Source organism: Kribbella sp., from assembly GCF_035655035.1.
Lineage (GTDB): Bacteria > Actinomycetota > Actinomycetes > Propionibacteriales > Kribbellaceae > Kribbella.
This window is the reverse complement of sequence record NZ_DASRVN010000024.1, coordinates 1-12,301: the sequence shown is the minus strand read 5'-3', so window position 1 is coordinate 12,301 and position 12,301 is coordinate 1. Positions and strand designations below refer to the sequence as shown.

Sequence of the window (12,301 nt, the reverse complement as noted above, 5' to 3'; positions counted from 1 at the left end):
ACGGGCTGCTGGCAACGATCGACTGCTCCTGGAGCGTTCCGGACAACGGCGCGACCTGGGGCGGCGTGTCGCTGCAGGTCACCGGTACCAACGGCTCGGTCGAGATCGAACCGTTCCTCCCGCACGTGGGCGGGACGGACCAGGCCGGCGAGGTTTTCCCGGGAATCGGCGGCAACCTCGACGAGTCCCTGCTCGACACGTTCCTGGACGCCGTCCGCACCACGGGTCCCGCGGTCGCGGGGCAGGCGCCGGCCGTCGTACCCCAACCTGACGGCGCCGTAGGCCTCCGCACCCTGAAGATCGTCGACGCCGCCCGCCGCTCCGCAACCTCCGGCCAGGCCGTGGACGTGTAACCCCACCAACCCGCAACTGGGGGCTTCGCCTCTTCTTGTCGCCGCCTCCGCTGCCGCAGGCAGCGGAGGCGGCGTGCTTTTGGTTGTGGGGGTCCGGTACCGTTCGCGGGGATGTGACTCGTGGGTAGTTGCCTGGAAGGAGCGCGTGGTGGGCGAGTTCGTGAACCTCACCGTGAGTGAAGGTGTCGGGACCATCCGGCTGGACCGGCCGAAGATGAACGCGCTGAACGTCCAGGTGCAGGAGGAGATCCGCGCCGCGGCAGAGCAGGCCACCGCGAACGACGACGTCCGGGCGGTCGTCGTCTACGGCGGCGAGCGCGTCTTCGCAGCGGGAGCGGACATCAAGGAGATGGCCGACATGTCGTACGCCGACATGGTGAAGCGCTCCGGCCCGCTGCAATCCGCGCTGTCCGCGGTCGCCGCGATCCCGAAGCCGACCGTGGCCGCGATCACCGGCTACGCGCTCGGTGGCGGCTGTGAGCTCGCGCTATGCACCGACTACCGGATCGCCGCCGACGACGCCAAGCTCGGCCAGCCGGAGATCCTGCTCGGCATCATCCCGGGCGCCGGCGGGACCCAGCGGCTGTCCCGCCTGATCGGCCCGTCCAAGGCCAAGGACCTCATCTACACCGGCCGTTTCGTGGACGCCGAGGAGTCGCTCCGGATCGGCCTGGTCGACAAGGTCGTCCCGGCCGCCGAGGTGTACGACGCCGCCGTCGCCTGGGCCTCGCAGTTCAGCGCCGCCGCCGCGCTCGCCCTGCGCGCGGCCAAGGAGTCGATCGACTCCGGCCTCGGCGTGGACCTGTCCACCGGCCTGGAGATCGAACGCCAGCAGTTCGCCGCACTGTTCGCCACCGAGGACCGCGCCATCGGCATGAAGTCCTTCGTCGAGAACGGCCCCGGCAAAGCCGAGTTCAAGGGAATCTGATGTCTGCAACCTCCAAGCCCGCCGCGTCCGCCGAAGAAGTGGAGGCCGCCTGGAACGACAACAAGCTCGCCCAGGTCCTCTACCACGACTGGGAAGCCTCGACGTACGACGAGAAGTGGTCGATCTCGTACGACGAACGCTGCGTCGAGTACGCCCGTGACCGTTTCACCGCGGTCGCCGGTACCGCCGGCTGGCCGTACGGCAAAACCCTCGAGATCGGCGCCGGCACCGGCTTCTTCACGCTGAACCTGAAGCTGGCCGGCGTCCTCGACGAGGCGCACGTCACCGACCTCTCGCCCGGCATGGTCGAGGCCGCGAAGAAGAACGCGAAGACCCTCGGGTTCGCGGTCGAGGGCCGGGTCGCGGACGCCGAGAAGCTGCCGTACGACGACGACACGTTCGACCTGGTGATCGGCCACGCGGTCATCCACCACATCCCGGACGTCGAGCTGGCGTTCCGCGAGATGCTCCGGGTCCTCAAGCCCGGCGGCCGGTTCGTGATCTGCGGCGAGCCCACGCGGTACGGCGACTTCGTGGCCCGGCGGCTGTCCCGCTTCACCTGGTGGGCGACCACGAACGTCACGAAGCTCCCGGCGCTCGCGCACTGGCGGCGCCCGCAGGAGGAGCTCGACGAGTCGTCCCGGGCGGCGGCCCTGGAGGCGGTCGTCGACCTGCACACGTTCGACCCGGACACCCTGGCTCGGATGGCGACCCGGGCCGGCGCCACCGACGTACACACGGTCACCGAGGAGCTGCTGGCCGCGTGGGTCGGGTGGCCGATCCGCACGTTCGAGGCCGCCGTACCGGAACAGAAGCTCGGGTTCGGCTGGCGGATGTTCGCGTACAGGTCGTGGCTGCAGCTGTCCAAGGTCGACAAGGTGCTGTCGTCGGTCGTCCCGGACGAGCTGTACTACAACGTCTCCATCACCGGAGGCGCGTCCTAAGCTGCGTCGTATCGCAAGACGGTCGACGTCCTGTGGGAAAATCACTTCCCGACTTGCACAGAGGAGACGGAGTGGAGACAGACGCCGACCCGGGTTCGGACGGCCAACCAGAGGTCGATGCCGCCGCGCAGTTTGAAGCGAGGATGCAGCCGTCTGATCCCAGCGCTCACCACGAGCCGAGTGCAGCAGCCGCACCTCGAGTGAGCAGTCCGCGAAAGTCGGCTGGCAAGCGCACGAAGAAGAAGGCCAAGACCGCCAAGACGTCCAAAACATCAAAGGCGGCGAAGACAGCTTCTGCCGGGCCCCAGAGAGCTCCGAGGTACCCCCGTCACTCGTTGGAGAAGGCGCTAAGGATCCCCCGCGCGATCTACGAGCAGAACGCAGGCCAGCCGGCCTCTCGGCTCGAAGCTGTAAGGTTTGCCGGCGGAAACGTCGTGAACGGCGCCTGGCGTGGCGAGATCAGCTCAGCGAAGAAATACGGGCTCCTGGATGAGCGCGATGGACAGCTGCACCTCGCCGACCGAGCTCGCCGGGTTCTGGCGCCGCAGTCCGAACTGGACCGTGGCGTAGCTCTGAAGGATGCGATTCAGGATGCACCCGAGTTTGCTGATGTCTACAACTTTTACCGGGGTGAGCTCCTTCCCGAGACGCAATACCTGACCAATACGCTGCTTGAACGGTTCAGTGTGCCGCCGGAGAAGCTCGGTGAGTTCCTGCAATTATTTGAGGAGTCGCTGCGTTTCGCCGAGCTGCTTGACGAGTCCGGTCCAAGGTCGAGGGTTCTGGATGCCGGTTTGCCGTCGGCCAGACCGGTCGGCGCAGCGGCGGTGGCTGGCGCGGCACCCGGCGGAGCAACGGTCGGACGGACGCTGAAAGGCGTAGCTGGGTCTGGGGACACGTGCTTCGTCATGCAGCCATTCTCAGGGCATCTCGGCGCCTACTACGAGTCGGTGTACCGTCCGGCGATCGAGCAGGCCGGTCTGGAGCCGATGCGCGCCGACAACGACCTGTTCGGGACCGGAAAGATCATCGATCAGGTCTGGCGTGGGATCAATCGTGCTGCTGTCTTGGTGGCCGAGTTAACCAGCAAAAATCCGAATGTCTTCTACGAACTGGGCATTGCGCATGCGCTGCATAAGCCGGTCGTGCTGGTGTCCTCCAACGAAGATGACATTCCGTTCGATCTCCGCCACATCCGGGTGATCGTTTATGATCAAAGGGATCCGTTCTGGGGTAACAAGCTCATCGACAAGGTTGCCGAGAACATCAGGTCCGCGATATCCCATCCTGAGGAGGCGATCTTCAAAATCGACCAGATGGGATGACTGATCAGGGATCCGTCCGCCTGCCCCAGGAGCGCCGCCCGCGCTCCGAGACGAGAAGCTCGCGATGGTTTTCGACGACAAGGACCTGCCGGGGCTGTGGTGCGACGCCGACGATCAGTCGGTCCGTGCCCAGCGTCGTACCCTCCGGTTGAACCGGCTGAGACTGTGCGGCGCTGTGCTGGCTGCGGTAGGTGGTGCGTTAACTTGGTCGATTGGCAAGCTCGATGTCTGGGCATTGGTGGCGCTTGTTGGTTTCGCGACGGCGCTGATCGCCGAGCTGATCCTGCTCACTCAGCAGCCGCAGCGGGATTGGCACTCCGGGCGAATCGTCGCGGAGTCTGCCAAGACGCTTGCTTGGCGATTCGCGGTCTGCGGCGAGCCGTTCGGCTCCGCTTTGCCTGCCGACGAAGCCCGGCGGATCTTGCACGAACGGATGGATGGCGTTGCGCGGATCGGGCGTGACCGCCTAACGATCAGTTCTGGCGAAATGGCCGTGACCAGTAAGATGATGCGGCTCCGCCGGGCGTCATTTGCGCAGCGTAAGCGTGCGTACATCACCGGCCGGACCCGACGACAGCAAACCTGGTACTCCGAGCAGGCGGCACAGAACCGACGCCTCGCGATTCGCTGGCAGATTGGGATGGTGCTCGGTGAAGTCGTGGCGCTCGTGCTAGCTGCGGGACGTGCTCTGGACGCCTGGAACATCGACTGGTCCGGCGTCCTTGCCGCCTTCGTTGCGGCGTCGGCCGCCTGGTCTGGTATCAAGCAGTACTCGACCCTCGCATCTGCCTATGCCACAGCGGCAACCGAACTGGCGATTCAGATCGATCAGTTGGAGTTGAGCCGCGAGGACGATTGGGACAGGACCGTCGCCGACGCCGAGGAGGCGATCAGTCGTGAGCACACGATGTGGCTGGCATCACGGAGCAATCCAGACGGCGCGGCGTGACACGTGTCGTACTACATTAACCTGATGCGGTTGCTGTCCGTGGCGAATCTGCGCTGGGTGGTACGCCATCGGGCGTGGACGCCGTACTACCTGAAGCGGTACTGGCGGTTCGCCTGGTTCAAGTTGCGCCATCCGCAGGTGATCACCGAGGGGTTCGTGTTCCTCGGCAGGCACCTGGAGATCGTGGCGCGGCCGGGGCACGGGCGGATCGTGCTCGGCCGCTGGGTGCACCTCGGCGACGAGACCCGGCTGCGCGCGCACGAGGGCACGCTGCGGATCGGCGACAAGGTCGTGTTCGCCCGCGACGTCACGGTGAACTGCTACCTGGACGTGGAGATCGGCGCGTCGACGCTGATCGCGGACTGGACGTACATCTGCGACTTCGACCACAAGACCGAGGACCTCGACCTGCCGATCAAGGACCAGGGGCTGGTGAAGTCGCCGGTCCGGATCGGGCCGGACTGCTGGCTGGCCACCAAGGTCACGGTCACCCGCGGAACCGACATCGGCCGCGGCGCGGTGATCGGCGCGAACAGTGTTGCCCGCGGCAACATCCCGGCGTACGCGGTGGCGGCCGGCGTGCCCGCGAAGGTGCTCGCCGACCGCCGGACGAGGTACGCCGCCGACGCCGAACGCCGCAAGTACCTGGCCGGTCTGGCCGACGCGAACGACCGGACGGCCGCCCAGCTACAGGCCGGAATGCCGCCGGTGGAGAAGCCCGCGCGCGTGGCGCCGGGGGATGCGGTTGGTGATGAGGTAGAAGCAGGTGGTGAAAAAGAGCGCCCCGAGGGGTTCTCAAGTTACTCACCAGTCGGGCACTATGGCCCCCACGTCCGGTCGGACGCCCGTGACGACATGGACCGGATGCGCATCGGAGAGGAGAAGTAGCGTGGCTGACCAGGCCGAGGCTGCCGAGCAGGCCGCCCGGTCGCCGCTGGACCAGGCCGCGGCCGACGGTTCGATCACCCGGGCGCGGACCCGCGCGGTCGACCCGGTGCCGATCGTCGCCCCCGCAGTGGCCGGCAGCGCTACGTTGGAACCAGTGCTTGAAACGAACGAACCAGACATGGGCGTGAAGACCAGCGTGAACCCGGAAGCACCGATAGTGGACGGCTTGGGCGACGGAACGGCGGACGGCGGTACGGCGGTGGTGCCGGTCGCCGGCGCCCGCCGCCGGTTGTCACCGCGCCCGGTCCCGGTCAGCCGGCGGAGGAGAGCTCCGGCTGCCACGGACGAGGAACGGACCCCGGCTGAGGAGATGGACGACGTGGGTACGCAGGACGACAAGGCGGAAGCGGCCGCCGAAGCCGCCAACCCCGGCACGACACCGCGGCCGGGCACAGACGCAGGCAGTACGGGCGTCGGCGCGGCCACCGCAGGCGGTTCGGTGAGCGGTGCGGGTGCCGGTTCGACGACCGCGACGAAGACCGGGCGGCCGAAGACTGCCGCGGAGATCGTCGCGGAGCAGCGGGCCCGGGAGCAGGCCGCGGCGGAAGGCCCTGCGGCGGGCTCGGCGGCGGGCTCGGAGGATGCCGTGGCCGGTTCGCCGTTCGCTCCGACGGACGCGGCCACCGGCGCCGACAAGCCGACGCCTGCCGAGAGCACTGGCACCACTGGCCCCGGCAAGCCGGTCGTGACCGCTTCCACCGCGAAGGTGGGCAAGCCGTCCGGTGCCTCGGGCAACAAACCGGCCGTCTCGAAGGGCGGGTCCGGCAAGGGCAAGCAGGCGCTGTCCTCGGTGGGCTCCGGCGTCCGCAAGCTGCGCAACCTGATCGCCTCGCTGATCTGGCTGATCGCGGTGCTCGCGGCCGCCGTACTGGCGCTCGGCGCGCTGTTCACCGCGCTCGACCAGACCAACCAGAGCAACGAGATCGTGCGCTGGATCCTGGAGCGCGGGCACGACCTGGTGGGCCCGTTCAAGGACCTGTTCCGGCTGCAGACCGCGAAGAACACCCTGCTGGTGAACTGGGGGATCGCGGCGCTGGTCTACCTGATCGCCGGCAAGATCGTCGAGAAGATCATCCGGCCCTAGCAACCAGCACGAGATCGAGAGATTCGTCCAGGTCACCCGGGCGGATCTCGAAATCTTCGTACGTCGTACTCCGCACGAGCCCGGCCAGGTCGTCGTCCCACTGGTCGTGCTCGGCGGCGAGTTGTGCGTCGACACAGGAGCCGTACCGCGCCTCCCACGCCGTCAGCCGTACGCCGTGGTGCAGCCCGAGCGCCTGGGTGATCTCGAAGTGCGGCTCGACCAGCTCGACGAACTCGGCGGCGGTCAGCTCACGGGTGTGGTACCAGTTGCCGCTCGGGAAGGTCAGGCGGTTCGGCGTACTGAGGACCAGGGTGCCCTGGGGAGCGAGGATCCGCGCGCACTCGGCGACGAACCGCGGCTGCTCCCACAGGTGCTCGATCGTCTGCAGCGACGTGACGATCGTGAAGGCCCGGTCCGCGAACGGCGTCTGCACCAGATTGCCCTGCGCGAGATTGACCTGTGGATAAACCCGGCGGACGTGCCGCAACGTCGTATCTTCATAGTCGAGTCCGGTCACGGAGCTCGCACCGGCCCGCCGGAGCAGCTCCGCGCCGTAGCCCTCGCCGCAGCCGGCGTCGAGGATCCGGCTGCCCGGCTCGATCGGCAGGTTGGCCGTGATCCAGCGATAAGCGGCGTCGTGGCGCGCGAACCAGTAGTTCTCGTGCCAGATGCCGGGCGCGGTCCGCTCGCCGGTCAGCTGTAACGTCTCGGTCACCGACTCAGACTAGGGTGTGGCTGGTAGCTCCCCGCCTACTGCACCGCACCGGGCGCCTCCTCGCGACGGCGCGGAGTTACCGGACACACCCTGTCGTGGCCGAGACTGTGATGGGACTCGCACGGTGCTTATGTTTCTCGCGAGTAACATCCGTGGCAGGCTTGGAGAGACCGTTAACCAGAAGGGGTCCCACACGCTATGAAGATCGTCGTCTGCGCGAAGTTCGTGCCGGATGCCACGGCGGACCGCCGCTTCCGCTCGGAGGACAGCACGGTGGATCGTGCCGGTGTCGACGGGCTGCTGTCCGAGCTGGACGAGTATGCCGTCGAGACCGCGCTCACCGTGAAGGAGGCCGGTGACGCCGAGGTGACGGTGTTGACTGTTGGCCCGGAGCAGGCCGCCGATGCGGTGAAGAAGGGCCTGCAGATGGGTGCCGACGCGGGTGTCCACGTTCTTGATGACGCGATCCACGGTTCGGATGCGGTGGCCACCTCGCTGATCCTGTCCAAGGCGCTGGCCAAGCTGGAGGCCGATCTGGTCGTGTTCGGCATGGGTTCGACCGACGGCGGCATGGGTGTGGTGCCAGCGATGGTGTCGGAGCGGCTCGGGCTGCCGGCCGTGACGCTCGGCTCGGAGGTGACCGTCGACGGGCAGACCGTCCGGATCCGCCGTGACGGCGACACCGCGAGCGAGACGATCGAGGGCACGCTGCCGCTGGTGCTGTCGGTCTCGGACCAGGCCAACGAGCCGCGGTACCCGTCGTTCAAGGGCATCATGGCCGCGAAGAAGAAGCCGGTCGAGACCTGGTCGCTGGCCGACCTCGAGCTGACCCCGGATCAGCTGGGCCAGGTCGGCGGGGCGAACGCGTGGACCGAGGTGGTCGAGGTGACCGCCCGTCCGCCGCGCAGCGCCGGCACGATCGTCACCGACGAGGACGGCAGCGGTGCCGGGCAGCTCGTCGAGTTCCTGTCCACCAACAAGTTCCTCTGAGGGGCGCGCTGATATGTCGAACGTTCTGGTTCTCGTTGACCACTCGGCGGGCGCGGTCCGCAAGACGACCGCCGAGCTCCTCACGATCGCCCGCCGGCTGGGTGAGCCGGTCGCGGTGTTCATCGGCTCTGAGGTGCAGGCCGCGCTTCCGGCGCTCGGTCAGTACGGCGCTGCGAAGGTGATCACGCTGTCCAACCCGGAGCTGTCGCAGTACCTGGTGGCTCCGAAGGCGGAGGCGCTGCAGCAGGTCGCGGCGAAGGTGGAGCCGTCGGCGATCCTGATCTCGTCGAGCGCCGAGGGCAAGGAGATCGCGGCCCGGCTGGCGGTCAAGCTCGACTCGGGCCTGATCACCGACGCCGTCGACGTGCAGCCGGGCGATGGCGGCCCGGTCACCACGCAGTCGGTATTCGCGGGCAACTACACCGTGCAGGCGAAGGTCACCCACGGCACGCCGATCATCACGGTCAAGCCGAACGCCGCCACTCCCGAGGCGGCCGAGAGCTCGCCGGAGGTGGAGGAGTTCGACGTGACGATCTCCGACGCCGCGAAGACCGCGCGGATCACCGACTCCAAGCCTCGCGAGGCGACCGGGCGTCCCGAGCTGACCGAGGCGGCGATCATCGTGTCCGGTGGCCGCGGTACCGGCGGTGACTTCGGCCCGATCGAGGCGTTCGCCGACTCGTTGGGCGCCGCGGTCGGCGCTTCCCGCGCCGCGGTCGACTCCGGCTGGTACCCGCACGCCTACCAGGTCGGTCAGACCGGCAAGACGGTCTCCCCGCAGCTGTACGTCGCGGCCGGCATCTCCGGCGCCATCCAGCACCGAGCCGGCATGCAAACGTCCAAGACCATCGTCGCGGTCAACAAGGACCCCGAAGCCCCCATCTTCGAACTCGTCGACTTCGGCGTAGTAGGCGACCTCCACAAGGTCCTCCCCGCCGCCACCGAAGAAGTAACCAAGCGCAAGTCCTGACCCCCACCCCAACTCCCGCACCAAGCAACAGCCCGGCCCGGCCCAAACCGCGCCGGGCTGTTGCTTCTCGCCCACCTCCGCACGCCTGCCACCGACGCCTGGTCGCGCCCACCCGCCGTCCGGCGTGCGGAGTGCCTGGCAGGTCGATGTACGAGAGGCGCAGGTGGATGTGTTGCCCTTCTCCCCGTGCATATCCAGGGTCCACCCATCGGATGCAGGGCTTGCGCCCCAGATCCCGGGCGCTAACCCTGCAGCTGGGACGTCAGCCCACCGAGCGCGACCGGTTCCTCGCTACCTGGTGGGCTAGGGCGTCAGTTGTTCGCGGAGGCGTGTGAGGTCGGTGGTGATGGACTGGCGGCGGGTGTCGGAGGTCTTGACGTAGGTGGTGAGGGACTCGGCTGCGGTGGTGCAGCGGTCGTTGAGGTTGGTTACTTCGCTTTCGGCGCGTAGGCGGTCGGCGTTCACTTCCTCGCGGACCTTGCGGTAGCTGTTCAGGCCGATGGCGATCAGGGCGAGGCCGACCACGATCCAGAACCAGTGGACCAGCAGCCCGAGGCCGAGCGCCACGAGTACGCCAGCGGCCAGGAAGGCGATCGGTGCGGCGAGTTGTTTGGCGGTGGGGCCGCCGACGCGAGAGGTGATCGCGGAGGTGGCGGTGGCGAGTTCGAGTTGGTCCGGACCGTCCGGGCGGATGGTGATCGTCCGGGAGCCGCTGTCGACGGAGACCTCGGTCGGGGCGGGCTGGTCGGCGGTTCGCGCGAGGCTTTCGATGGACGGCAGTACGGACGGGCTGATCACCCGGAGCGCAGTCGCGGCCAGGTGGGGTTCGGTGGCCGCGGCGAGGTCGTCGGCGAGGAGCGCGTCGACCTTCCCGGCGGAGTCCGACAACGTCTCCACGGTGTCGGAGCCGCCGGTGACGCGGGCACGCAGTACCGCGATCCGGGCGAGCGTCTCGCGTTCCGGCTCACTGCCTTCGGAGATCAGTAGCCGCAGCAGTGCGGCGGCGCTGTTCTTGTCGGGCTCTGCGGGGACGTCGGTCTGCTGCGCCTCCGGGAGGCTCAGGCTCGGGTCGGGTTCGCGGGCATCGGTGTTGCCGACGATCGAGTCGACTGCGTCCCGCACCCGGCTCAGCCGCATCGCCGCGCTGTCCTGCGCCTCGGTGGACTTCAGGCCGCGCGGCCGTGAGCTCGCGCTGCCCCGGGACTCGAGGCGCGTCAGCCACGCGCCTTCGGTCGACACGGCCACCTGCAGGCGTTGCACGACCAGATCCAGCGACTCGGCGCTGAAACCGCCACGCGCGGCCGTCGTCCACAGCACGCGCTGCACCCGGGTCAGCGTCCCGTCCGCAGCCGGTACGCCGAACGCCGCGTCGAGCCACGCGGTCCGTACCTGATGGCGTTGCCCGAGCGCGGCCAGCGCCAGCGCGAGGAACGTCGACGTACGGCGCTCGTCGAGCTTGATCGCCGTACTCACCGCCTCCTCGTCAGGCGTGTTCGCGTGCAGCGAGATCAGCGCGACGACGGCCGGCTCCAGCCAGTACTGCGGAACGGGCCGGACGGCCGCGGGGAGTTCCGCGCCGGAGGCCATCGCGCTCAGTACCCGGGCGGCGTACCGGCGGAGCTCGGCGGCGTCGAGGAAGCCGGCGGTCTCCTCGCGCAGGTCGGACAGCTCGACGAACGCGTCGAACGCCCGCGACATGCTCTCCACCCGGCTCTGCAGGCTGCCCTGGATCCGGGACAGCTGCGAACGCAGGCTCGACGTCTCCGAGCGCGCGTACGACATCTCGCTCTGCAGATCGGACAGCTGCTGGTTCTGCCGCCGCTCGGTCCACCAGTCGCTCATAGGTTCACCTTCCGTACGCGCGGTCGAACTCCCCGGGAAGAATGACGTGTCACCGGGTCACTCGACTCCCGGGGAGCGGGAACATCCGTGCCGGACATACCCTTGAAACCGATATGACTTCCTCCGACCGCCGTACGGTGTACCTGGACCACGCGGCGACGACCCCGATGCTCCCGGCTGCGATCGAGGCGATGACCCATCATCTCGCCCGCACCGGTAACGCGTCGTCCCTGCACGGCTCCGGACGGTGCGCGCGGCGGACCGTCGAGGAGGCGCGCGAGTCGATCGCCGCGGCGCTGGGGGCGCAGCCGAGCGAGATCGTGTTCACCTCGGGTGGGACCGAGGCGGACAACCTGGCGCTCAAGGGCCTGTGGTGGTCCCGCCTGGAGCAGGACCCGCGGCGGCGCCGGATCCTGCTCAGCGGCATCGAGCATCACGCGGTCCTGGATCCGGCGGTCTGGCTGGGGCAGCACGAAGGCGCCGAGATCGAGTGGCTGCCGGTCGACGAGCTCGGGCGGGTGCAGCCGGACGACGTGCGGCGGGCCGTCGAGCGGGACCCGGAGAGCGTGTCGTTCGTCACGCTGATGATGGCGAACAACGAGGTCGGGACGCTCCAGCCGGTGAGCGAGGTCGCGGCGATCGCGCAGGAGTACGGCGTACCCGTGCACACCGACGCGGTGCAGGCGATCGGGCAGGTGCCGGTGGACTTCGCGGGGCTTGGGGTGGACGCGATGACGGTCTCGGCGCACAAGCTCGGCGGTCCGTACGGGATCGGAGCCCTGGTCGTGCACAAGGAGACGCAGCTGACGCCGATCCTGCACGGCGGGGGACAGGAGCGCGACGTCCGGTCCGGGACGCTCGACGCGCCCGCGACCGCCGGGTTCGCGGTGGCCGCGGAGCACGCGGTCGAGCACCAGGCCGCTGAGGCCAAGCGGCTGACCGAGCTGCGCGACACGCTCATCGACGGCATCATCGGCACCGTCGAGGGCGCGAAGCTGTCCGGGGACCCGGTCGGCCGCTTGCCCGGTAACGCACACTTGTCTTTCAGCGACTGCGAGGGTGACTCGCTGTTGCTGCTGCTCGACGCGCGCGGGATCGAGGTGTCCACCGGCTCCGCGTGCAACGCCGGCGTCGCCGAGCCCAGCCACGTGCTGCTCGCGATGGGGTACGACGACCAGCGGGCCCGCGGCTCGCTCCGGTTCACCCTCGGGCACACGAGTACGCGCGCCGACGTCGACGCCGTACTGGACAAC

11 protein-coding genes and 1 pseudogene are annotated in these 12,301 nt (G+C 68.6%); 10 read left to right on the top strand and 2 right to left on the bottom strand.

From position 1 onward, the window contains the following. From VFF46_RS01670 to VFF46_RS01640, 7 genes and pseudogenes are all read left to right on the top strand, one after another. Positions 1–353: pseudogene (locus tag VFF46_RS01670) on the top strand (gfo/Idh/MocA family oxidoreductase); the annotation flags it as partial. A gap of 148 nt (positions 354–501) precedes the next feature. After that, on the top strand, positions 502–1,281 hold the full coding sequence (locus tag VFF46_RS01665) for an enoyl-CoA hydratase/isomerase family protein (RefSeq protein WP_325035175.1): 780 nt from the start codon (positions 502–504) through the stop codon (positions 1,279–1,281). Continuing rightward, positions 1,281–2,225 (top strand): class I SAM-dependent methyltransferase, encoded by a 945-nt coding sequence (locus VFF46_RS01660; protein ID WP_325035174.1) that lies wholly within the window; start codon positions 1,281–1,283, stop codon positions 2,223–2,225. The genes VFF46_RS01665 and VFF46_RS01660 overlap by 1 nt, the downstream gene beginning before the upstream one ends. A 71-nt stretch (positions 2,226–2,296) precedes the next feature. Then, the gene (locus VFF46_RS01655; RefSeq protein ID WP_325035173.1) at positions 2,297–3,550 is read left to right on the top strand and encodes a hypothetical protein; all 1,254 of its coding nucleotides are present in this window, start codon (positions 2,297–2,299) and stop codon (positions 3,548–3,550) included. A gap of 64 nt (positions 3,551–3,614) precedes the next feature. Further along, complete coding sequence (locus VFF46_RS01650; protein ID WP_325035172.1) at positions 3,615–4,499, top strand: DUF4231 domain-containing protein; 885 nt, start codon at positions 3,615–3,617, stop codon at positions 4,497–4,499. A gap of 24 nt (positions 4,500–4,523) precedes the next feature. Continuing rightward, the gene (locus VFF46_RS01645; protein ID WP_325035171.1) at positions 4,524–5,387 is read left to right on the top strand and encodes an acyltransferase; all 864 of its coding nucleotides are present in this window, start codon (positions 4,524–4,526) and stop codon (positions 5,385–5,387) included. Position 5,388: 1 nt separating this feature from the next. Next, positions 5,389–6,531, top strand: coding sequence for a hypothetical protein (locus VFF46_RS01640; protein WP_325035170.1), 1,143 nt, complete (start codon positions 5,389–5,391; stop codon positions 6,529–6,531). Here VFF46_RS01640 and VFF46_RS01635 read toward each other — a convergent pair. Next, a complete protein-coding gene (locus VFF46_RS01635) occupies positions 6,518–7,246 on the bottom strand; it encodes a class I SAM-dependent methyltransferase (RefSeq protein WP_325035169.1) in 729 nt (242 codons plus the stop codon). The genes VFF46_RS01640 and VFF46_RS01635 overlap by 14 nt on opposite strands. A gap of 198 nt (positions 7,247–7,444) precedes the next feature. On the opposite strand from VFF46_RS01635, the gene VFF46_RS01630 reads away from it, so the two are divergent. Both VFF46_RS01630 and VFF46_RS01625 read left to right on the top strand, forming a co-directional pair. Beyond that, positions 7,445–8,236, top strand: coding sequence for an electron transfer flavoprotein subunit beta/FixA family protein (locus VFF46_RS01630; protein ID WP_325035168.1), 792 nt, complete (start codon positions 7,445–7,447; stop codon positions 8,234–8,236). Between the two features lie 13 nt (positions 8,237–8,249). Then, entirely contained in the window at positions 8,250–9,206 is a 957-nt protein-coding gene (locus tag VFF46_RS01625; RefSeq protein ID WP_325035167.1) for an electron transfer flavoprotein subunit alpha/FixB family protein, read from the top strand. A gap of 303 nt (positions 9,207–9,509) precedes the next feature. Here the strand turns inward: VFF46_RS01625 and VFF46_RS01620 are convergent, their stop codons facing one another. Beyond that, complete coding sequence (locus tag VFF46_RS01620; protein WP_325035166.1) at positions 9,510–11,048, bottom strand: hypothetical protein; 1,539 nt, start codon at positions 11,046–11,048, stop codon at positions 9,510–9,512. A gap of 113 nt (positions 11,049–11,161) precedes the next feature. Here VFF46_RS01620 and VFF46_RS01615 point away from each other — a divergent pair. After that, on the top strand, positions 11,162–12,301 hold a 1,140-nt coding region (locus VFF46_RS01615), incomplete at its 3' end, for a cysteine desulfurase family protein (RefSeq protein ID WP_325035165.1).